Source organism: Thermogemmatispora sp., from assembly GCF_019683635.1.
Lineage (GTDB): Bacteria > Chloroflexota > Ktedonobacteria > Ktedonobacterales > Ktedonobacteraceae > Thermogemmatispora.
The window spans coordinates 1-22,485 of the sequence record NZ_JADGIA010000036.1 but is presented as its reverse complement, the minus strand read 5'-3'; the positions used below and the strand labels follow the sequence as shown (position 1 = coordinate 22,485).

Here is a 22,485-nt window from a genome sequence, read left to right as displayed (position 1 = left end):
GCCGCTCAGCACCAGAGGAGAGGAGTACCACCGCAGTGAGGCGTTATGGCTTCTACAGCTGACCTATAGAGAGCAGGCATCACAGAGTGAGTGAGCGCCCAGAGGGCGACGATGGCTCTTCGCTGCTTCTCTCACCTGCTTATTACCCCTTTAGCTCAGTAGGGACGCTTCTTTTCACCTGGTAAAGCAGGCATGGATGTGAGTTCGACTGGCAGGGATGCCGCAGGGGTAATCGCCAATCATTTATCGATGGGGCGACTGCGCTTGCGGTCGCCCCATCCTTATTCAAACTCAGTCTGCCAACCTTGCGGCCTCGAACCAGGAGAAGCGAAGCATCAGCCAGCCTCGGTCAGCCTGGGCCTGCTCACCTGGGCGAGCCGAGCGTCCACATCACACTCCATGATAGAGTGCTTAACGATCTCTATCTGTTCCATGTTCTACTAGCAGCATCGGGGGAGACAGAGACAATACCAATGGCAGCCACAGCAATTCAGCCGGTCGCAGGCCGGCCCAAACTGCACCATTCCAGGCAGCGGCTGCTTGCCGCTCCATCTGAACAAGGAGGATTAATGGGTCAACCAGCGCGCTCAGCTCCTGATAGACAACTCCATTCCGACACTCTGGAGATCAGCGCCAGCTTCCCGCCCGATTTCTTATGGGGAGTGGCCACCTCGGCTTATCAGATCGAGGGCGCAGCCTATGAAGATGGGCGCGGTCCTTCCATCTGGGATGCCTTCTCAGGTACACCTGGCAAGACCTACCAGGGCGACACCGGCGATATTGCCGCCGACCATTATCACCGGATGGAGGAGGATGTTGCTCTCATGGCCCGCCTGGGCATCGGGGCCTACCGTTTCTCAATCTCCTGGCCCCGGGTGCTCCCCCAGGGCAAAGGCTCAGTCAATAGCCGCGGCCTCGATTTCTATGAGCGTCTTGTCGATTGTCTGCTCGCTCACGAGATCACGCCTCTGATCACTCTGTTCCATTGGGACCTGCCCCTGGCGCTTCAGAGCGATGGCGGCTGGCTTAACCGCGAGACGGCTCTGGCCTTTGCCGATTATGCGGAGATTGTGGCCCGTCGTTTGGGTGACCGCGTACGCTGGTGGGCCACGCTCAATGAACCCTGGTGCAGCGCCTACCTTGGTCATGGTTCTGGCGAGCACGCTCCGGGCCTGCGCGATCTCCAGGCTGCTATCACCGCCGGTCATCACCTCCTGCTAGCTCACGGCCTGGCCTTACCACGCCTGCGGGCCCATACTCGCAGCGATGCTCAACTGGGGATTGTTTTGAACTTCACCCCCGTCTATCCAGCCGATGAGCAGCCCGAGACTCAGGAAAGCGCGCAGCAGGCCGATGCCTTCCACAACCTCTGGTTTATCGAGCCGCTCTACTGCGCTCGCTATCCCGAGGCGCTCTTCTCTGCACTGCAGGTCCAACCACCAGCGATGGAGGCTTCTGACCTGGAGCTGATTGCCGCTCCTCTTGATTTCCTTGGGGTCAATTACTATACGCGCCTGCTGGTTCGCGCTCACGCCCCGGCTAATGAAGGGCCGATCTCCTCACGTCTGGCCTATGAAACGGTGGCCCCAGTGCCCGGCTCCAGCTATACGGAAATGGGCTGGGAGGTCTACCCTTCTGGCTTGAAGGACCTGCTGCTGCGCCTTCAACACGAATATCAGCCAAAGGCGATGGTTGTGACTGAGAACGGGGCGGCGTTTCATGATGAATGGGATGGCAACGAGCATATCCATGATGGCTGTCGGGTTGCCTACTTGAGACAGCATATCCAGGCCCTGGGTGAGGCCCTGGCTTCAGGGGCTGCCGTGCGCGGTTACTTCGTCTGGTCACTATTAGATAACTTCGAGTGGGCCTTCGGCTATAGCAAGCGCTTTGGCATCGTCTATGTGGACTATCCCACTCAGCGACGCATTGTTAAGGATAGCGGCTACTGGTATGCCTCCTTCATCGCCGCCCGTCGCCCTCGCTCCTGAGAGAACGTGGTGAGCCAGAGCAGGTGGCGCAACATCCGGTCGCCTTCGCTCTGACTCACCACGAAGATCTGGCCCACATTTTCGGTTTTGCCTCCTCATCTCGCAGTGTATGGTCTATGGACTGGCTGATCCCATATCACCCTCTTTCAGCAGGCGCAGAGGACCGCTGGCTGACACGAAACCGCAAGACGCCGAGCGAAAAAAAGACAGTCTGATTGTGGTTGCCTGGAGACGTCCTACAGGAGCGGTAGCGGTGAGCGCAACTGCAACTACCTACATAGCTCTAGACGCCCGCAGCGGGAGAGAGCAGCCTTGGGTTCTCGCTCGCCATTGCCTTTTCTCCACGGTCAGATTAGAATGAAAAAGTAGTTCTCCCAGGCAGTAAAGCGGATATACGAATACGAACCACAGGGATCTGTCATCCACCTTGCCCGGTCGGGGTAGCAGAGCATCAGACTCCATCAGACTCTGACTGGTAGCAGGCACTTGTGGAATCAGCTGATCCGCGCCCAGGAAGGACTCATCTTGCTTTCTCTGACCAAGATGCATCGGCCCCCTGGTGGCCGCCACCAAGAGATGGAAGAAGGCCGACACGCTCTCTGGCCGCAACGGTCCTTGCCCATGACAAGGCAGATGACATGCTTGCGGTCCAGTCTGGCAGCGTGACGACAGCTGATGCCAGCGCCTGCGGGGGTCAGGCCATGTGGCATGCTGGTTTCTCGCTTTTGAAATTTGGGGAGGGCGCGGCTCTCATCTCTGCCGCGTAAGAAGTGCGATGAATAGATGCTGTCCCAGCTGCGGTCGTGAGAACGATATCACAAGTAGTTTTTGTGCTTTCTGCGGTAGCACGCTGGCGGAGGCGTACACCGATCTGACGGAGCTGCTGCCGCGAGAAGAGCAGGCAGGCTATGCAAATGCTCGCTTTCCACTCGCCTCCAACATATCCAACCTACTGGACGAGTGGCCGCACAGGTCGTTGACGCCGTCGCTCGCTTCACAGGGGGCCTCGGTCCCCTCCTATCCAGTAGAACGGGTAGCCTATGACCCTTATGCTCAGGGAGCGAGCGGGCCAACATCAGGACCATATCCTCTCTCCGAGGGGTTGCCTGTCCCTGTTGCACCAGAGAACCAGCCCCGGCGTCGGGGCTGGGGTGAGGCTCTGATCGGCGCGCTGTTGTATCTGTGGGGCGCCTTTCTCTCCCTTTTTGGAGTGGGCGGCCTCTTGTTCCAGATGCCCTCGACGGTGATGGCTATCTTCGTACTAGGAGCCGGCGCCTGTGAGCTGGTACTTCTTCCTCTGGTGTTGATCTATTATCGTCATCCTCATCTGCGTCTGGGCAAACGCCTGCTGTTCGAGGGCCTGACCCTACTCGTCGGCTTTCTGCTCCTGCTCATTGCAGCAGCCATAGAGGGTCTTTCCGAGCCTCTGGCCTACTTCGCTATGGGCATGGTTTGCCTCCTCTACGGGGTGGTGACGATGGTGCTGGCTTTCTGGTGAGAAAGACCAGAGGCAGCAGGCGCTGATTAGAAGGGAGATCAACCCCTTCACAGAGCGGTCCCAATGGCCAGGCCAAAGACAGCCCGCTCTCGCTATGCGGTCCCTTACCATACCTTGCTTACATGCTGAAGATGTGATATAGATTTCCTGCATTAGAAATTTCAGACATCGGGATATGAGCGCATGGATGAACCGATACAGGCACTGGCCCCGCGCGTCAGCGATTGCTTGAAGGTCATCTATACCATGCAGGAACGCGGCCAGCGAGTCTCTACCTCGGCGGTAAGCGAACGTCTAGGGGTCAGCGATGCTACCGTGACCTTGCTCTTCAAAGAGTTCGCCAAGGCCGGCTGGGTCCAGCATACTCCTTACCGCGGTGTCTGTCTGACTCCGCTGGGAGAGCGCAAGGCGAAGGAGGTCATTCGCCATCATCGGCTGCTGGAGCTGTATCTGGCGCGCGAGCTGGGCTATAGCTGGGATAAAGTGCACGAGGAGGCCGATCGCCTGGAACATGTGATCTCGGAAGAGTTCGAGGAACGGCTCGACGCCCTCCTCGGCTATCCAACCGTTGATCCCCACGGTGACCCCATTCCCAGCAAGGAAGGGGTCATTGCCCAGCGCCCGGGTCAGCCGCTCTTGCAGGTGCCCGAAGGGCAATCTGCCCGTATTCTGCGCGTCAACGACCAGGATGCGGCAAAGCTGCGCTATCTGGGTCAGATGGGCCTGTATCCAGAGGTACGGGTGCGTGTGATTGAACGGGTACCCTTCGGTGGGCCGCTGCGCATCCGCGTTGGTGAGGAGAGCCAGGCAGTCGAGCACCTGTTGAGCGCCGAACTGGCCGAACAGATTACGGTGAGCCTCCAGGAAGACGAGGATGATTCGGCGGATCGCCTCCAGCCCAGCTTCTCATCGTGAACGAGAGCAAGGGCCAGATCAGGGCGCTGGCTAGCCGTCAGCCATGAGAGTGAGAGCGCCACTAGAGGTTTGTAGCGCGCACCAGCAGCAGCGGCACGCTCACGCGCCCTACGAGGCGCGGGGCCACACTGCCACTCAGCAGCGCATCCAGCCCGGTCCGACCGTGGCTGGCCAGAACAACTAGATCCAGCTCCTGGCGTTCAAGCAGTTTGACAACCTCCAGCACTGTCTCGCCTCGCAAGACTTCCCCCTGAGCCTTGACTCCCTGACTCTGACATTGCTCGGCGACCTGCTGGAGATAGGAGCGCGCCCCTTGCTCAGCCAGGTCAAGGACGGCGCGCATAGTCGCAGGCAACATGGTGCCTGAGACCGCCTGCTCCCCCGCCAGCGTTGTGAGCGTTGGGATCACAAAGATAAGACGCAGCTCTGCCCCAAAAGTGCGCGCCAGAGCGATGGCCGCCGGCAGTCCTGGCTCGTGTTCCGGAGTCCCATCCAGAGGTACCAGAATACGCCTCAGCTTGAAGAGCGGCGCGCTCCCATCCTTGCGCGGCTGGACTAGCCAGATAGGGCAGGGACCTCGCTGCAGTACCTGCTGAGCAATGCTGCCGAAGAGCAGATCACGTACACCGCCATTACCATGAGTGCACATAACCACCAGATCGCTCTGTAGCTCCTGCACATGCTCCACAATGCCCCGCGCAACGCTCTGTTCACGGTTCTCGTGAACATGCACAGTGACCGTCAGATCTTCCGCCCGCAGACGAGCCGCTACCTCTTCAAGGTAGACCCCCGCTTCGGCAATATCGCGCAGATGACGCTCACCGTGCACCTGGGACGGCGGATGTTGCTCTAGAATATGTAGGAGCAGGATCTCACCTTGATAGCGCTGGGCCAGGGCGGCTGCACTCGGGAGCACCGCCTCAGCCAAGCGCGAGCCATCTAAAGGGACAAGGAGCCTTAGCCTGCCACTCTTAGCCGTGAAGACCCTCCCCCGCTCGTGCTCCAGGTCAGGCCGAGAGCCTTGTGCAACACCCTTCCCGGCGCCTTGCTTGATAGCCTGCTGCTGCTGCTGGTCACTATCGCTTTCTCCCTTTTCATGAGCAGGCAACATTCCATCAGCCTCCTGTAAAGACCTGATACAAGAGAAAGATATTGAGGGCAATAATCAAACTGGCAACTAACCAGGCCAGGGCCGTCGTCAGCCGGCTGTTGACTAATACCCCCATGATATCACGGCGCTGCGTAAAGAGAATCAGCGGCACAAGAGCAAAGGGTATGCCAAAGCTGAGCACCACCTGGCTAATTACCAATGTCCGCGTCGGTTCCAGACCGATCAGGATTACGAGCAGAGACGGCAACATGGTCACGAGGCGCCGCAGCCACACAGGAATCTGGCGATGGAGAAAGCCCTGCATGATGACCTGGCCCGACATCGTGCCAACGGTCGAGGACGACAGTCCCGAAATGAGCAGGGAAATGGCAAAGACCCAACTGGCGGCGCTCCCTAGCAAGGGCTGCAACGTACGATAGGCCTCTTCGAGGGTGGCAACCTGGCGTAGCCCAGCCTGAAAAAAGGTGCCCGCAGCCATAATGAGCATAGCAGCATTGACAAAGCCTGCAATGCTCATGGCAATAATAACATCGAGAAGCTCATAGCGGAAGAGGCGCTTCAGGCGTACCGGGTCGCGGACAACAATCCTCCCCTGGGTGAGGGCCGAGTGCAAGTAGATGACATGAGGCATGACAGTGGCACCCAGAATGCCCGAGGCCAGGAGAATGCTCTCAGGACCGGAGAATTGCGGCACAAAAGCATGATAGGCAATGGTACCCCAGGCAGGCCGCACGAGTATGGTCTCGATGACGTAACAAAGCGCAATGACACCCACCAGCGCACTGATGACGGCCTCCAAGGGACGAAAGCCGTAGCGCTCCAGGCCGAGGATGAGAAAGGTGACAACAGCGGTCAGTAGGCCGCCAAGCAGGAGGGGAATGTGAAAGAGAAGCTGAAAGCCGACGGCGGCCCCGAGAAATTCAGCCAGGTCGGTAGCCATAGCCACGATCTCGGCGAGGAGCCACATGCCCCAAACAACAGGACGCGGGAAATAGGTGCGACACATCTCGGGCAGATTCAGCCCGGTGGCAATTCCTAGCTTGGCAGAGAGGGCTTGAATGAGCATGGCCATCAGATTGCTGGCGACAATGACCCAGAGCAGCAGATAACCGAAGCTGGCCCCTCCCTGAATGTTGGTCGAGAAGTTGCCGGGGTCAATGTAGGCCACACTGGCAATGAAGGCCGGCCCCAAAAAAGGCAGAACCCGACGCAGCAGACCACGCCTGGTCTGACCGCTCAGGACCTCGTTGGCCGCTCTCACTGTCCCTCCCTCTCCCCCTCCGTTAACTGCGATTTTCGATGACTCGGACCGCATAAAAATCTGCTCCTGTCACGTTCTCTCGATGAGAAGAGAAGATAACCTTGATCACCTTACGGACATGGCAAATCTCACCCCTAACCGGTCAGGGACACCTTCCTGCCACAGCATGCTTCCTGGCCCTGTCCGATCTAACTCACCTTCATCCATTTTTTAGATCTTTAAAATAAAATTTTCCTTCTCTTAAAAGAGAAGTATACGTCCCGGGGCGGCCTCTGTCAAGGGAAGAAAGAACCCAGGGAGAAGAGCCAGAAAAGGCTATGCCGGAATTTGAGTAGTTCACTCGAAATTCCCAGATAGAACCTCTTGACAAACACGACAAAAGTGATTACACTTACGTCCGTAAGTGGTTACTGACACTTCACAAGCGGTTAGCGATTAGTCTAGTGTTAGTCCTCGCTTGCCAGCAGAGCGATAAAGGAGGTGAGCGCTTATGGCTCGGGAAGTGAGCGCGGCGATCTTGCACCTGCGCTATAACGGTCGCAGTGAAGAGCTGCCGCTGGCGGAGCTTGGCCTGAACAGGCAGGCATCGGAGGCCGAGATTAAGCAGGCCGTAGCGCGGTACCTCGACGTCGCTTGTGAGCTTCTGGCCCCATACGTGGTGGTGCGCACCAGCCAGGCGATCATTGTGCGCCCCGAGGCGCTCTACGGCTGATGTCCTCCGCCTCCTGCCTGGCCACGCAAGGCGGGAAGCGCAAGCAGGAGATGGAGATCTGAGACGCACTCCGACTGACGGAGCATACATACGGCGGTTTCTAGCCGCTCACTTCGACCAAACTGGCGAAGTTTAAAACTGCTCCTTCGACTTGTGCGTCTCAGTAAAATCCCCCTCAGCGCAGCTGTCATTATTTGAATGGTATCGTCCTGAGACGCGCTCTAACGGAAAGAGCTTACAAACTAGCCGCCAATCCGCATTCCGGGCTAGTCACGTTATCAAAGCTCTTTCGACTTGTGCGCCTCAGACGTCTAATGGCACGCTTCCAGTCCCTGTACACTGTCCTATTTCCAGACGAGAACGCGCTCTAAGCGAGCGAGCGTACATACTTGGTTCCGGGTTCGAGTCCCGTCAGCCTGATTGGGCTGTAGCTCAGTGGGCGAACGGCTCGCTCGACTTGCGCGTTCCCGACTGATGGGGTCCCTTCCACTGCGGATCAGCATACCAATCCTGTGACAGGAGCGGTGTTTTGCAGACGCTTGCCTCGGCGCATTGACGCTGTGGGCCTGCCGCTTCTCATCTGCACGGTCACTTAGCCAGGACGAGGACTATTTCAGCACAACGCGTTCTAATCAAGTGAGCGTACATACTTTTGTGGGGTTCCACTCGCGCACTCACGCGGTGGAATGGGTTCGAGTCCCAAAGCTCACTCAACTCGCGCGTTGTGCACCTGGTGCCCTGGGATAGCTCATTCCCAGGGTACCAGGTTTATTTCTGTCAGGCAGCTTGCCTGTCCCGCCTGGCAGCTCTATCAGAGCCGGGCTGAGCTGCCGGTCAGAGCCGTCCCGCGATGCGGCGCCAGGGCATGCTGGTCTGCCGCCCGGACGTTCAACTCTGCCATGTTCTGCTAGATTGACGAGGGGGTGACAACGCTATGACTCAGTTTTCGCCTGGATCAGAGCAGGATGTGCGGGTACAGATCTTGAACTCATTTTTGAATACGCCGCATGGGAAGCTGCAAGATCTGGCGTCGTTGCATCGCGATGCTCTGGCACGTGACCCGCTCTTCTACAGCCATCTGGCTCCGTGGTACTTCGAGCATGGCGAGGTGCGCGACCATAAGGTGCTCTTCGTGGCTCATCTGGCTACCAGCGCCTATCCCGAGTTCCGCGGAGCCGCCTGGGTGCTGCTGCAGCGACTGGCTCCCTATGAGGTGGCGCGGGTGCTCGACCATAGCAAGCGAGTCATCGGTAAGACTCCACGCTCACTGCGCAGCGCCATTCAGTACTACTTGCGGACACGCGAGGCGAATCCGCGCCAGCTCGACGGGGCGGCGCTCCGCGCCCGCTCAGCAATGAAGCATCTGTATGCCAGCTTGCGTATCAAGCCGGGACCCCGGGCTCAGGCTCTGCTCTTCGCTGGACAGCCCCCTGCAGATAGTCCCCAGGCACTGCTGAAGCGCCTGGCCAAGGCGGAGAGCGCTGAGGAGCAGGCTCGCCTGATTATCGAGGGCGGCATCCCTTATACGACAGCCATTGGCGCTGTGCGCACTGTCACCCCGGCCCTGCTTGTGGCCCTGATCACGGCGATGTCACCCCAGGAGGTCATTAATACGCTGGCCTCGCTGAAGCGCCGCGGGGCACTCGATCATCCAGAGGTCAAAGCGCTGATCGATCAGAAGCTGGCCCAGGCGAGTAGCGATCAGCGCGTCTCAACGATGAAGGTGAAGAAGGCGATCGAGGCCGCCCAGCCCGATGAGGCAACGGCCCGCAGCCTGATGCGCGTCGCTGATGAGCGCGTGGCGAGCAAGGTGGTGATCAAGCGACCAACTGCGCTCTTTGTGGATAAGAGCGGCTCGATGAGCGTCGCTATCGAATTGGCCAAGCAGTTGGCAGCCCTGATCAGCGCGGTAATTGAGGCTCCTTTCTATGTCTATGCCTTCGATACGGCGGCCTTCACGATCGAGCCACCCGGAAACAAGCAGCGGCAGCGCCCCACGCTGAGCGATTGGGAGCGGGCTTTTAAGTTTGTGCAAGCCGATGGTGGCACTAGTATCGGCGCGCCGCTGGCAAAGATGGCCCGCGAGCGGATCTATGTGGAGCAGATTATGGTGGTCACCGACTGCGGCGAGAATACCCCTCCTCTCTTCCATCTGGCCTGGCAGGAGTATCGCCAGGCGCTCGGCATCGGTCCGTCAGTGACGCTGGTAGTCGTTCAAGGAGCTAACAGCGGGCACTTTCAGAGGCAATTGATAGCAAGCGGTATCGAGGTGACCAGCTACCATTTCCGCGGGGACTACTATAGCCTGCCAAATCTGCTCCCGCTGCTGGCTCAGCCAACCCGCGCCGAGCTGGTCGACCAGATTATGGCCTATCCGCTGCCACAGCGGCCACCTGCCTCCTCAACGCAGGTGGTTACTCAGGCGTGAGTAGCCGCGGAGGCTTGCAGACCCTGCACTCGTTGCGGTCACGCTCCTGTGGCATCCTTGTTTCCCACTCAGGCGTCTACCCAGGAGCGTGATCTTGCTTGCTGCGGGTCGGTTGGTCATGGTCGCAGCCATCTGGCGCTCTGTCAAATCAGCCAAGCGGTCAATCCAGGCTGCAGCCCAGGGTTGGACCGCCATCCCGTTGACTGCTTGCGTTAAGATGCTCCCAGGGAGCCTGAACCGAGTACCGTTGGCTGGCCTGGCCCGGTCTTCGCTTATCGATTCGGCCAGCGGCTCTTGTGTTCTCTCCCCACCGCTTGCGAGCGAGAAAGAGGCTCTGCTATGCCTGCCCAACCACTACAGCCCTCATCGAATGAGGAACTCCTACGCCTGGTCAGCCGCCTCAGCGGGGCTGCTGAGCGGTTGCGTCAACAGGAGATCATTGCTCCGCTGCTCCCCAGCGGGCGCATCCGCACCCGCATTGAAGGACTGGTCTATGAGTTCAAGGTGCGCAAGTCCTTTGTCGGGTGGGGACGCTTTCGCCCCTGCAATGAGCAGGAGGCCGAGCTGCTTGGCGAAGCCCTTCCCTGGCAGCGAGGCGCCTATCTAGAACTGTTGCCAGCGCTGCGCATGATTTTGCTCTGGCCCGTCTCAGGGCCGCGGGCCAGGGAGACCGGGCTGTGGCTGGCTCTGCCTTTTAATCCCAGCGACGCCCATCAGCGCTTTGGTTTGCCAGATGAGCCGTTACCGGTCCTGCTCTGTGACCCTTTCAACGGGGCAGAGGCTTTTGAGCGCATTATTGCCCGCGTTGATGGTCACACCCTGTGGTTCGACTGCACCGATCCGCGGGCCGACCCCACGCACGCCGCCTGGCTGCGCGAAACCGCCTCGGCCCCTGAAGAGCGAGATGAGAGCTTTCCCGCCGGTCTGACAGCTTCAGAGCGCCGAGCGCTGCTGCTCTGGGATCTTCACCGCCTGGAAGAGGAGGCCCTCCGTCAGGAGCTGCCAGGCACAAGTCCCTCCAGTGCTCAGATCCCAGACTTCGGGCGGAGAACAGGGGAAGGCACAGCCACCGCGATGGGGCGGCATCTCCCGAAGGAGCTGGCGCAGGCCCATAGCCACCGCGAGCAACTGCAGTGGTTGCGACAGGAGATCGAGCGTCGTCAGCTCGGCGAGCGTCTGCGCCATGCACTGGCCAAGGCCGGGGCTGTGCTCCATAGCTATACCTTGCTTCCTGCCTCTTCCGGGTCAGCTATGGAAATTCTCGTTGAGTGGAGCGAAGAGGGACGGCCCTACCGCTATCGCTCTGTAATCGATCCTGAGCTGACGGTCGTCTCCAGCGGCATCTGCTTGAGGGGACGCGACCGGGATTTTGATCTGACGAGCATTGTCAGCGTGATGCGAGAGTCACCCTGGAGCGAGGAGGAGATGGAGCCGTGAGTTCCGCCAGCCTCAACCCGAATCATCCGTTTTTCCATGAGGAGCGCTATGCCTCCCTGACCGCGGTCGCCGGGCGACAGATCACGATTTGCGGCGCGGGAGCACTCGGCGCCAATCTCTGCGAGACGCTGGCTCGCATGGGCTTCGGACGCTTGCGCTTGATCGACCATGATCGTGTCGAGATGCGCAATCTGTCAACGCAACCTTACCTGCGCGGAGAGATCGGAGCCCCCAAGGCGCGCGCTCTAGCCGCCACGCTTTATCGTGCTATCCAGGCCCGCATTGAACCAGTGACAGCGACGCTCACGGGGCAGAACGCAGCCCAGCTGCTGCAGGGAAGCGATCTCATCGTTGATGCTTTCGATAATGAGGCCGCCCGCGCCGCGGTGAGCACCGCCAGCCGCGCGTTGGCTCTGCCGTGCCTTCATGTGGGCTTCAGCGCCGATGGTCTCTATGGGAGCGGCGAATGGGAGCCGGATTATCAGCCTCCGCGAGCCAGCACCGGCGATCCCTGCGATTACCCGCTGACCCGTCCGTTCGCAGTCCTGCTGGCTGCCCTGGCCGCGCGAGCCATCGCTGACTTTTTTCGCCAGGGGATCACCAATACCTTCGAGGTCACCTGGAACGATCTGCGTATCGTCTACCAACCTACTACGCCTACAGCAGAAGAGAAAGAAAATATATAATATTATTCTTCATGTTTGAATATCAAAAGAGGAAGGGGTGATATCATCACAATGAGCGAGCGTACTGCTTATGAGCAGGAGCTATTCACCATTAGCAACCAGACCGCCGTGATCACTGGCGGCACCGGCGTGCTTGGAGGAAGCATGGCCCGTTTTCTGGCCAGGTGTGGAGTCCGCGTCGCCCTGTTGAGCCGCAGCGCCAGCCCCACGAGCGAAATTGTACGCACGATTCGCGACGAGGGTGGGGAAGTGCTGGCTCTCTCTTGCGATGTAGGAGACCGCCAGGCCATTGAACGAGCCGCCAGGGAAATCGAGGCAACCTTTGGGCGCGCGACCATCTTAATCAATGCCGCTGGCGGGAACCGCGAGGCCGCCTCTACGACCTCACAGCTGCCCTTCTTCGATCTGACGCCCGAGGCCCTGCATGAGGTGCTGACACTCAACCTCCTTGGCACCTTCTACTGTTGCCAGGTCTTCGGGCGCGGCATGGTTGCCGAGGGAAGGGGAAGCATTGTCAATATCGCTTCTATGGCCGCGCTGCGTCCACTCACACGCGTTCCTGCTTACGGGGCGGCCAAGGCGGGCGTTGTGAATCTGACACACTGGCTGGCTGTTTACATGGCTCAGGAGTATAGCCCAGCCATCCGCGTCAATGCCATAGCCCCCGGCTTTTTCTTAACCGAGCAGAACCACAGGCTCCTCATCGATCCCTCGACAGGCAACCTGACCGAACGTGGGCGCCGTATTCTCGACCATACCCCTATGCGACGTCTTGGCCAGCCAGAGGATCTCTTCGGTACTTTGCTCTGGCTGCTGAGTCCTGCCTCGGCCTTCGTTACAGGTATCGTGGTTCCAGTTGATGGCGGTTTCTCCGCCTACGCCGGTGTCTGAAGTCAGCATCTATCGATGATCGTTGATTGATAATACATAGCGAAGCAAGCGTTTATTTCACTGTCGCAGAAAGGGTCGATTCGCGTTGATATTTACACAGGATTGGGTTAAAATGAGACAGTCATAGGCAGATCAGGACCAGCGAGGCAGCACTCAATAATCCCTAGGTAGAGGCGATTATGACAAAGCTGGAGACCTGGCGGAGACTGCTGGAGCAGGCCATCAGCAATGCGAATGAGCTTCGGCGCCTGGCGCAGGCTGTTGGTGTCAACAGCGTCACCATCACGCGCTGGGCCAAAGGGCAAAGCAGTCCGCGCGCGGAGCATCTGCGGCAGCTCTATCAGGCCGTGTTTCGCTCTCATCCACTGCTGGCAGAGCACCTGCGACAGGCTCATCCTGAGTTGCTGGGCAGGCCAGCAATCAGCAACAGCGAAGACCAGCAGATCCCGTCGACCTTTTACCGCCGTATCCTCACTACCTGCCTGGAATGCGCACCGGCGCTCCGCTCCGTGACCATGCGCAACCTTATTTTGCAGCAGATGATCAGTCAGTTTGATCCTCACGAGCTTGGGCTGAAAGTTACCCTTATCCAGTGCGTGCCCCCCAGTCTGACCACCCAACAAGTTCGCAGCCTGCGCATCGTCCAGGGACGTGGCACCCCACCCTGGCGTTCGCTGCCGGAACAGGAGCTACTTCTGCTGGGGGCCGAATCGCTGGCCGGTCACTGCGTAGCCTCTGGCCACTACGCCATCATTCCAAGTCGGGAGGACCTCATCTACTATTTCCCTACCCATAGCGAGCCTTTCACAGAAAGCATGCTCGCCTATCCCCTTTTGCAAGGGGGGAAGATCGCTGGCTGTCTTTCCATTGCCAGCACCCAGCGCAACTATTTCCATCAGGCCCAGCTTGACCTGGCCCGCGACTACGCCTATCTTCTGGCCTTGAGCTGTGAGCCGGAAGAGTTCTTTGACAGCAGCCAGATCGCGCTGGGCACCATGCCCTCCGCAGCCGAGCAGCGTCCCTATACTATCAGCTCCGTTGGCCGCGTGCTAGAGCAGCTACGCCAGGCCGCTCTGCACGGTACTCCCCTCTCGTACAAGCAGGCTGAGCTACGCGTGCTCCATGAGATTGAAGAGGAACTCTTGCTGCTTGGTCAGCGCTGGCAAGGACTCACTATTCACTAGAGTCCTTGGCCAGCGCGGCAAGCAGAAGAGCAAGCAGACGGGCAGCCAAGTAGCCAGTCCAACGCGCCAGAGCCAGCCAATCCATGAGAAGACCCTGGCCCGCTACGCAGGTGATACAATCACAGACAAGGGGCAAGCAAGAAAGTCAGTTTGCATCACCCTGCATTCAGCCCGTACTACGCCGATCCTCGCTGGTGCCGCTCTCTCAGCATTCCGCGGCGACCAGCGAGTACAGGGGACAAAGCAAGCACACAGGCAAGACGACCAAAGGAGAGAAACTTTCGATGCTGCTTGGCAAGGGAAATAGCAGCGAGACACTCAGTTCCAGCCAGGTGAGCGACCTGCTTGAGCGCGCTCTCGAACCGCTGGCCCTGGCAGGCAAGCGCGTCCTGATCATCATTCCCGATGGAACACGCAGCGCTCCTATCCCTCTCTTCTTCCGCCTCCTGAATGAGCAACTATACAGTCGAGTCGCCCAGCTAGACTATCTCATCGCTCTCGGCACCCATCCCCCTCTCAGCGAGGCCGCTATTACGGCTCTGGTGGGCCTCTCAGCGGAGGAGCGTGCGCAGTCCTATCCCGGTCTGCGCATCTTCAATCACCAGTGGGATCGACCCGAGATGCTGCACGCTCTCGGCACCCTGAGCGCCGAGGAAGTTGGTCAGCTGACTGAGGGACTGCTCAGAGACGAGATTGTCGTCTCTCTGAACCGCCGCATCCTTGACTATGATCAGCTGATCATCTGCGGCCCAGTCTTTCCGCACGAGGTTGCCGGTTTCTCAGGCGGAGCCAAGTACCTTTTCCCTGGGATCGCTGGGCCAGAAATTATCAATACCACCCACTGGCTGGGGGCCCTGGTCACCAGCTTACACACGATCGGCGTGAAAGACACACCAGTACGTCGCCTGCTGCACCGCGCCGCCGAACTCGTACCCAGGCCGCTGCTCGTCCTTGCTCTTGTAATGCAAGGACAAAATCTGCACGGACTCTACATCGGCGACTACCAGCAGGCATTCGAGGCCGCGGCAGACCTCTCCGCCCGCCTCAACATCGTTACCCACCCTCATCCCTACCAACTGGTCCTAGCCGTGGCTGCACCACTCTACCCCGACCTCTGGACCGGTGCCAAAGCCATGTACAAGACAGAGCCAATCGTAGCTGACGGCGGCGAGGTCATCATCTATGCCCCCAAGATCACTGAATTCTCCTATACCCACGGCCCCCTGATCGAGCACGTCGGCTATCACGTGCGCGACTACTTCCTCAAGCAACCTGAACGCTTTCGCACGATTCCCGGCACCATTAAAGCGCATAGCACCCATGTCAAAGGGGCCGGCAGCTACGATGTTACAACAGGGCGCGAACTGCCACGCATCCAGGTCACGCTTGCGACCGGCATTGATGCTGAACGCTGCCAGCGTGTCAATCTGGGCTATCGCGATCCGCAGACCATCGATCCCGAAGCCTGGAAAGGACGAGAGGGCGAGGGCATTCTGGTGGTCGAACATGCAGGCGAAGTGCTCCACCGTCTCCAGCACCCCTGATTTTCTCAGGGGCCTTCGGCCACCGAAGGCCAGAAGGCAGAGGTAGCACAAAACGTCCAGAGGGCAAGTTACCAACCAGAGCACAGGCCGGGTGACCCCAGGCAGGGGCCAGGAGAGTGCGAGAGAGGTCTGGATCAGCAGAGAGGAGGGGCTCCGCAGTGCTGATCCCGCCTCTCTCTACTCGCTTGCTCACTCCGGCAGTCAGACCAGCCGGCCATTCGGCTGGCCCTCAGCGCTCATAACTTCCACAGCCTCACAAGCCGCAGCCCAGAGGGCAACCACTCGTCTGATTCGCCACAGCCCTCTGCCAGTTTAGACCACCTCACGCTGGGCCATATCCCCAGCATAGGTCAGGCATGTTAGACTGCACCCACGCTCGCGCACATTCGAGATCTCCAAACCAAAATGATGCAGCTTGCTGCGCACCGACGAGAGGGCACGGCGGAGCGGACGCAACTCCTGCTGCCAGCGCTGGCTGCCTTGAGCCTCTAACAGACGCTGACGGCAGCGAGCAATCGAGCTGGCAGTCACCGGGGTCGACGACAAACTGGCTAGCAGAACCTCGTAGGGACAATAATGAGGGAAAGACTGTAAAATAGGTTCAAGCACACGCAACTCATTGATACTGAATTGCTGATCAAGTACCATTTTTCCATCACAGAGTAAAGACAGTGTTCTCGTGCCTAAACTCAAGGCCAGCGTCTGCCCAGGCGGCAAGAGATCCTGAAAAGCAAAATGGAGAATGCGCGTCTCTGTCCCTTTCCGACGTTTTCTAAAATGAGTTAATGTCTGCTCTGACATAGCGTTTTTTCCTTCATGCCTAAGTGACAACTCAAGCCATACGAGCTAGAGAAGAGCTGACAAGCCCAGCAAGATGTTAGGCCCGTACCCTCCTCTAAGGACAGACAAGCCTCTGTGCAGCAGAGCCTGCCCGTCTGTACGTCTGTCCATCCCGATGAGGAGCCAGGCTGCCCGTTCTGCCGCGACGAGCGCCCGGTCTCACAGCCGGCAGCGATTGAAGTGTCCATAAACGAATCGACACATGCCAATCACAGCCTTCGCTGAAGGGATATATAGCATAGGCATTCGACGGGCCATAGGCGAGTAGCCAGAATTGCCGGGGGAGGTCCTACGAGTGGCCACCAGGCCCTATCAGCCCAGGAAGCCAATTGACGCCTTCCCGGCTACCTCCAGCAGCCGCTGAGCGGTGTGCAATTGTTAACCTGAATCAGCGGCAAATATTGCCCGGAAAAACGGTTATCAGTTCCCGACAAAATAGCCATCAACGGGACGACAATTGCAACCAGGTCAGCTATACTGGTCTTCGGCAGTGTGGCAGCGCCAGGATAGAGCGCTTCTCGGTAGCGTTGAAGGGACTGTTTTTTCAATACTTTCCTAACAATTTGCAAAGAAAGAGCGTTGCTGAGTGGCGCAGGAGCGTCGAGCGAGACCAATCCCTTTGGCTGATGTCTAAAAATCATCATCTGGCCAGCATACAGGCTTTGAGAAGCATCCCGATTGCCTAGCAGAGAGGCCACCTCGCGTATCTTGCCGCTGACCAGTGAGTGACCCACGGCTCTAGCACTGCTCCGCTTGGTCATACGCAGGCGATTTGACCAGATTCGATCGATGGTGCAGTGAGAAGTGAGAAAGTGATGATTCCAATTGCTCGCCCCCTGTTGGGTACTGAGGAGGAGGCTGCTATTCGCGAGGTATTGGCCTCGGGTTTGCTTGCTCAGGGCAAATACGTTGCTGCGTTTGAGCAGCGTTTTGCCGAACTCTGTCAGGTTGGTGCCGCGATTGCCGTTTCCTCGGGCACAGCGGCTCTTCATCTCGCCCTCCTGGCTCATGACATCGGCCCGGGAGACGAAGTGATCACCACGGCCTTCAGCTTTGCAGCCACCGCGAATGTGATCTTGTTGGTGGGCGCCACACCGGTTTTCGTCGACATCGAGCCGGAAACCTATACTCTCGACCCCACACAGGTGGAGCTGGCCCTCAGTGAGCGTACGCGCGCCATTCTTCCTGTCCATCTCTATGGCCATCCCTGCGACCTTGGTCGCTTGCTGCCGCTGGTCGAGGCCCACAAATTGATCCTGCTCGAAGATGCCTGCCAGGCCCACGCCAGTAGCTTCTCCGGTAAGCCGGTGGGCAGCTTCGGCACAGGCTGCTTCTCGTTCTACGCGACGAAGAACATGACCACCGGGGAAGGCGGGATGATTACCAGCGACGACCCCGAGGTGGCCGCGCGGCTGCGTCTCCTGCGCAACCACGGGCAGGCCAGTCGCTATCACCAGATTGGCCTGGGCTATAACCTGCGCATGACGGACCTGCAGGGCGCTCTGGGCCTGGTCCAGCTGGCGAAACTGGAGGAGTTCACGCGACGACGTATCGCTAACGCCACCTACCTGAACCAGCGTCTGGCCGGCGTCGTGCAAACACCGATTACTCGCCCGGGCTGCCGTCACACCTATCATCAGTACACCATCCGCATCCCTGCACACCGCGATGAGATCGCCGCCGAGCTGCACCGGCGCGGCATTGCAACCGCCGTCCACTACCCCGTTCCTATTCACCAGCAACCTTTCTACCGCAGCCAGGCGAGCCGCTTTTATGTGGTGAATCCTGAGCAGGGGCAGCGCGTGCGCGGTGATAGCCCTCTGGCTCAGCTGCCGGAGACGGAACGGGCGGCGCGCGAGGTGCTCTCGCTGCCAGTGCATCCCGCCCTGACTCAGGATGATCTGGAGACCATCGCCCGGGAGGTGATTGCTCTATGCAGCTGAGGGTAGCAGTGGTCGGTGCCGGCTCAATGGGCTGGAATCACCTGCGCGTCCTGAAGGAGCTGGAGGACTCGGTTCAGCTCGTAGCTGTCGCCGAAGCCAATCCCAGCGCTCTTCAGCGCGCGGTCCAGCGCTTCCACATCGCCGGCTATAGCGACTATCGCCAGATGCTGGATGAGCAACGCCCCGAGCTGGTCGCGGTGGTCGTCCCGACTCATCTCCACTGTGAGGTGGCCGCTTTCGCGCTGGATCTCGGCCTCAATGTCCTGGTGGAGAAGCCTCTGACCAGTACGGTCGAGGAGGCCGAAGCATTAATCGAGCTGGCCCGTCAGCGCGATGTCCGCCTGGCAGTGGGTCACATCGAGCGCTTTAATCCGGCGGTGACAGAGGTGAAGCGCCGCTTGAGCGCCGGCGCTCTCGGACGCATCTTCCATCTCCATGCGCGACGTATCGGACCTTTCCCGCCGCGCATCCGCGACGTCGGCGTAACCCTCGACCTGGCCTCGCATGAGATCGACACGATGCGCTACCTGGTGGACGCTGAGATTAGCCAGGTGTCGGCTCAAATCCAGCAACATATTCATCGCACCTGCGAGGATCTGCTGCTGGGGCTACTGCGCTTCAGCAATGATGCTCTGGGAGTACTGGATGTCAACTGGTTGACGCCTACCAAGGTGCGCGAGCTGACCATCACCGGCGAGAAGGGGATGTTCCTGCTGAACTATTTGACTCAAGATGTCTTTTTCTACGAGAACGACTATTCCCCTACTTCCTGGGATGCACTGCGTTCCCTGACAGGCGTGAGCGAGGGAACTATGACCCGCCTGAAGGTACAGAAGGCGGAACCGCTGCGTCGCGAGTATGAGGATGTGATTCGGTCGATTGTAAGCGATAGTAGCCCTTCTGTCTCGGGAGAGGATGGCCTGGCTGTGCTGAAGGTGGTTCAGCAGCTGCTGGCTTCGGCACTAGCCAACAATGGCCTGCTTTCTCAGGCTCAGGAGCTGCATACCTTGCTGGAAGAGGCCGACCGCAGCCCGACAGCAGGGTCTAGCACGGCTCTTTCTCAGCAGAGAGGGCCGAATGACCAGGTTCTCCCTCGCCGCATTGCCAGCCCCTCTCCTCTCACCTTGCCGCAGAGGCATGAGGAGCATCCCAGTACTCTGGGAGGTGGCTAGACGAGGATGAGAGACTGCAGCGCAGAGAAGAGCATGGAGAAGAGATTTTCAAACGAGTCGATAACCGCCCTGCCACCGGCCACGGCGGTCGTCGTCGGTCTGGGAAAGATCGGCTTGCCACTGGCCGTGCAGTATGCTCGCCACGGCTGGTATGTCATCGGCTGCGATGTGAATCCTCACGTGGTTGAGCAGGTCAACTCTGGTCGCTCCCACATTCATGAGGAGCCTGGCCTGGAGGAGGCTGTGGCACAGCTAGTCCAGGAGGGGCGCTTGCGCGCCACAAGCGACACGACAGCGGCTGTACGCCAGGCGCGCGCCGTCGTGGTGATTGTGCCAGTCCTTATCGATGAGGCTCATCGCGCCAATCTCACAGCCCTGGAGGCCGCTACCCGCGCTATTGGCAGAGGGCTACAGCCCGAGACGCTGGTGCTCTATGAGACAACCTTGCCTGTGGGAACGACCGCCCGCCACCTGGGCCCACTGCTGGAGAGCGAGTCTGGCCTGCAGGCCGGCTCCGATTTCTGGCTGGCCTATAGTCCCGAGCGGGTCTCCTCTGGCACCATCTTCCGCGATCTGCGCCTCTACCCCAAGGTTGTGGGAGGGATCAATCCCTCTAGCACGGAGGTGGCTGTGGCCTTCTATCGCTCGGTGCTCGATACTTCCGAGATTATTGTGATGCCCTCGACTGACGATGCTGAGTTTGTGAAGCTGATCGAGACCACCTATCGCGATGTGAATATTGCTCTGGCCAACGAGTTCGCTCGCTTCGCCGATGCTCACGGCCTGGATGTGCAAGCAGCCATCGCCGCCGCCAACAGCCAGCCCTATTCTCATATCCATACGCCAAGCGTTGGAGTCGGCGGCCACTGTATCCCCGTCTACCCCTACTTTTTGCTGGCTGGCGCTGAAGCAGTCACCGAGCAGGTCGATGGCTTCGCTCCTCTGCTCCAGCTTCCTCGCCAGGCTCGCGCCATCAATGATAGCATGGCCAGCTATGCCGTCCGGCGCCTTGAGATGGCCATTGGTTCCTTACGTGGACAAACGGTTTTGATTCTGGGCATTGCTTACCGCGGCGATGTACGCGAGCTGGCTTTTAGCAGCGCAGCTTTGTTGCGCACAGCCCTGGAGAAGCGGGGAGCGCGCGTACTCGCTGACGATCCGCTTTTCAGCTCCGGAGAAATCCGTGCCGCTGGTTATATTCCCTTCTCTCCCTCAGAGGCCGCTGAGGTGAGGGCGATTATTGTGCAAGCAGCTCATACCGCTTATCGCTCTTTTGATTTTCGTCCCTTTAGCCACTGCCAGGTGGTGCTTGATGGTCGCCAGGCCCTGCAACGCTCCGCCATTGAGGCGCTTGGCATACGCTACCTCGCTATCGGTGACGGTGGCCCAGGCAGAACTAGCCAGAGACCGCGGGCGGTTTCCCGACCGTGGGAGGTCACAGTCTCTAGTCAGGAAACAGCGGCGACTACGGGCCATCGTCCAGAAAGTGCTCTTTAGAGACTGTCGACGTCGATTTATGCGTACAGCTCTCGTTCTCGCAGCGTTGAAGATGAGGAATAAAAAGATCTATGGCATATATTCTTTTCTTGACCCTGTATTATCCCCCAGAGAAAGGGGCAGCAGCTTCACGAATCAGCCAGTATGCTGAGCATCTTGTGCAGCGAGGTCATCAGGTCACAGTCCTTACGACCGTGCCGAATTATCCGACCGGCGTGGTTCCGCCAGAGTACCGTGGGCGCCTCCTCCAGGAGGAGATACGAGCCGGTGTGCGCGTGGTACGCGTTTGGAGCTACACAAGTCCCAATCGCGGCTTCCTGCGCCGTATCCTGGCCCATCTCTCCTTTGGCTGTCTGGCGCCCATCCTGGGAGCGCGCGCAGTCGGTCGCCCCGACCTGCTGATTATCGAGTCACATCCCCTCTTTAATGCCATCGCTGGGCGTCTGCTGGCCCGCTGGAAAGGCAGCCCCTATGTGTTCACAGTCTCGGACCTCTGGCCGGAGTCGGCGGTGCAGCTTGGCGTACTACGCAATCGTCTGCTGATCCGCCTGGCCGAGTGGCTGGAGTGGTCCTCCTACGAGCGCGCCAGCCTGGTCTGGGTTCTTACCGAGGGGATACGTGATCAGCTGCTGCGCCGCGGTCTGGCAGCTGAGAAGATTTTCTTCTTGACGAACGGCGTTGATACGAGCAAGTTCTTCCCTCGTCCACAGGCCGAGGCACGGCAACACCTGGGCTGGGAGGAGCGCTTTACTGTGCTCTACGCTGGCACTCTTGGCATCTCTCATGGCTTGACCACCGTCCTGGATGCCGCCGAGCAGCTGCGCTCCTATCCCTCAATTCGCATTCGTCTGGTCGGTGACGGCGGCGCCAAGCCTGAACTGCTGGCCGAGGCGCGCCGACGCGGACTGGAGAATGTCATCTTCATGGACCCGTTCCCTCACGAGCAAGTTCCTCTGCTGCTGGCCGCCGCTGATGCCTGCCTGATCATGATGCGCAAACTCCCTCTCTTTGAGGGGGCCTTGCCCTGCAAAATGTACGAGGCCCTGGCCTGCGGACGCCCGATTCTGCTAGCCGTCGATGGGGAAGCCCGTCGGCTGGCCGAAGAGGCCGGCGCCGCTATTTTCGTGGAACCGGAAAACCCCACCGCCCTGGCTCAAGCTATTGTACAGCTCTATGAGCAGCCGGCCCTGGCTCAGTCCCTCAGCGCCCGTGGTCGCGCGCTGGCCGAGGAGCGCTTCGACTATGACCAACTGAGTGCCCGCCTCGACGCCCAAATCGCCGCCCTCTTGCCATCCTCTTCCTTCACTCCAACACTGTCTTCTTTAGCGCAAGAACAGCAACATCAGCCAAAATACAACGCAAATAAATATATTTG

Annotated in this window: 18 protein-coding genes; 14 read left to right on the top strand and 4 right to left on the bottom strand. The window is 59.2% G+C overall.

The genetic code is table 11. The annotated features are described in order from the left end of the window. Window positions 1-569 precede the first annotated feature (569 nt). From IRZ31_RS06330 to IRZ31_RS06320, 3 genes are all read left to right on the top strand, one after another. On the top strand, window positions 570-1,991 hold the full coding sequence (locus IRZ31_RS06330; protein WP_297151161.1) for a GH1 family beta-glucosidase: 1,422 nt from the start codon (window positions 570-572) through the stop codon (window positions 1,989-1,991). A gap of 775 nt (window positions 1,992-2,766) precedes the next feature. Then, on the top strand, window positions 2,767-3,489 hold the full coding sequence (locus tag IRZ31_RS06325) for a zinc ribbon domain-containing protein (RefSeq protein WP_297151157.1): 723 nt from the start codon (window positions 2,767-2,769) through the stop codon (window positions 3,487-3,489). Between the two features lie 183 nt (window positions 3,490-3,672). Beyond that, window positions 3,673-4,404 carry a metal-dependent transcriptional regulator gene (locus tag IRZ31_RS06320; protein WP_297151154.1) on the top strand — a complete coding sequence of 244 codons (732 nt, stop codon included), beginning with the start codon at window positions 3,673-3,675 and terminating at the stop codon, window positions 4,402-4,404. Between the two features lie 61 nt (window positions 4,405-4,465). Here IRZ31_RS06320 and IRZ31_RS06315 read toward each other — a convergent pair whose 3' ends face one another. Together IRZ31_RS06315 and IRZ31_RS06310 are read right to left on the bottom strand one after the other, a co-directional pair. After that, window positions 4,466-5,515 carry a universal stress protein gene (locus IRZ31_RS06315; protein WP_297151151.1) on the bottom strand — a complete coding sequence of 350 codons (1,050 nt, stop codon included), beginning with the start codon at window positions 5,513-5,515 and terminating at the stop codon, window positions 4,466-4,468. 4 nt (window positions 5,516-5,519) lie between these two features. After that, window positions 5,520-6,830, bottom strand: a complete 1,311-nt coding sequence (locus tag IRZ31_RS06310) for an Nramp family divalent metal transporter (protein WP_297151148.1) — start codon at window positions 6,828-6,830, stop codon at window positions 5,520-5,522. Between the two features lie 436 nt (window positions 6,831-7,266). On the opposite strand from IRZ31_RS06310, the gene IRZ31_RS06305 reads away from it, so the two are divergent. From IRZ31_RS06305 to IRZ31_RS06275, 7 genes are all read left to right on the top strand, one after another. Beyond that, entirely contained in the window at window positions 7,267-7,488 is a 222-nt protein-coding gene (locus tag IRZ31_RS06305; protein ID WP_297151145.1) for a hypothetical protein, read from the top strand. 934 nt (window positions 7,489-8,422) lie between these two features. Then, window positions 8,423-9,916, top strand: coding sequence for a hypothetical protein (locus tag IRZ31_RS06300; RefSeq protein ID WP_297151143.1), 1,494 nt, complete (start codon window positions 8,423-8,425; stop codon window positions 9,914-9,916). Window positions 9,917-10,255: 339 nt separating this feature from the next. After that, window positions 10,256-11,353 (top strand): hypothetical protein, encoded by a 1,098-nt coding sequence (locus IRZ31_RS06295; protein ID WP_297151140.1) that lies wholly within the window; start codon window positions 10,256-10,258, stop codon window positions 11,351-11,353. Beyond that, the gene (locus tag IRZ31_RS06290) at window positions 11,350-12,039 is read left to right on the top strand and encodes a ThiF family adenylyltransferase (protein ID WP_297151137.1); all 690 of its coding nucleotides are present in this window, start codon (window positions 11,350-11,352) and stop codon (window positions 12,037-12,039) included. The genes IRZ31_RS06295 and IRZ31_RS06290 overlap by 4 nt, the downstream gene beginning before the upstream one ends. 51 nt (window positions 12,040-12,090) lie before the next feature. Further along, window positions 12,091-12,930 (top strand): SDR family oxidoreductase, encoded by an 840-nt coding sequence (locus tag IRZ31_RS06285; protein WP_297151133.1) that lies wholly within the window; start codon window positions 12,091-12,093, stop codon window positions 12,928-12,930. 179 nt (window positions 12,931-13,109) lie between these two features. After that, window positions 13,110-14,114, top strand: coding sequence for a GAF domain-containing protein (locus IRZ31_RS06280; protein WP_297151130.1), 1,005 nt, complete (start codon window positions 13,110-13,112; stop codon window positions 14,112-14,114). A 284-nt stretch (window positions 14,115-14,398) separates the two neighbouring features. Further along, the gene (locus tag IRZ31_RS06275) at window positions 14,399-15,658 is read left to right on the top strand and encodes a lactate racemase domain-containing protein (RefSeq protein WP_297151127.1); all 1,260 of its coding nucleotides are present in this window, start codon (window positions 14,399-14,401) and stop codon (window positions 15,656-15,658) included. 312 nt (window positions 15,659-15,970) lie between these two features. Here IRZ31_RS06275 and IRZ31_RS06270 read toward each other — a convergent pair whose 3' ends face one another. Together IRZ31_RS06270 and IRZ31_RS06265 are read right to left on the bottom strand one after the other, a co-directional pair. Next, window positions 15,971-16,459, bottom strand: coding sequence for a hypothetical protein (locus tag IRZ31_RS06270; RefSeq protein WP_297151124.1), 489 nt, complete (start codon window positions 16,457-16,459; stop codon window positions 15,971-15,973). A 383-nt stretch (window positions 16,460-16,842) separates the two neighbouring features. Next, the gene (locus IRZ31_RS06265; protein ID WP_297151121.1) at window positions 16,843-17,232 is read right to left on the bottom strand and encodes a hypothetical protein; all 390 of its coding nucleotides are present in this window, start codon (window positions 17,230-17,232) and stop codon (window positions 16,843-16,845) included. Window positions 17,233-17,313: 81 nt separating this feature from the next. Here IRZ31_RS06265 and IRZ31_RS06260 point away from each other — a divergent pair, with 81 nt between their 5' ends. The 4 genes from IRZ31_RS06260 to IRZ31_RS06245 all read left to right on the top strand — a co-directional run. Then, a complete protein-coding gene (locus tag IRZ31_RS06260; RefSeq protein ID WP_297151118.1) occupies window positions 17,314-18,441 on the top strand; it encodes a DegT/DnrJ/EryC1/StrS family aminotransferase in 1,128 nt (375 codons plus the stop codon). Further along, the gene (locus tag IRZ31_RS06255) at window positions 18,432-19,613 is read left to right on the top strand and encodes a Gfo/Idh/MocA family oxidoreductase (protein WP_297151113.1); all 1,182 of its coding nucleotides are present in this window, start codon (window positions 18,432-18,434) and stop codon (window positions 19,611-19,613) included. Before IRZ31_RS06260 ends, IRZ31_RS06255 begins: the two co-directional genes overlap by 10 nt. Before the next feature lie 33 nt (window positions 19,614-19,646). Beyond that, entirely contained in the window at window positions 19,647-21,110 is a 1,464-nt protein-coding gene (locus tag IRZ31_RS06250) for a nucleotide sugar dehydrogenase (protein ID WP_297151109.1), read from the top strand. A gap of 71 nt (window positions 21,111-21,181) precedes the next feature. Beyond that, window positions 21,182-22,485: glycosyltransferase family 4 protein (locus IRZ31_RS06245; RefSeq protein ID WP_297151106.1), on the top strand; the 1,304-nt coding region annotated here is incomplete at its 3' end.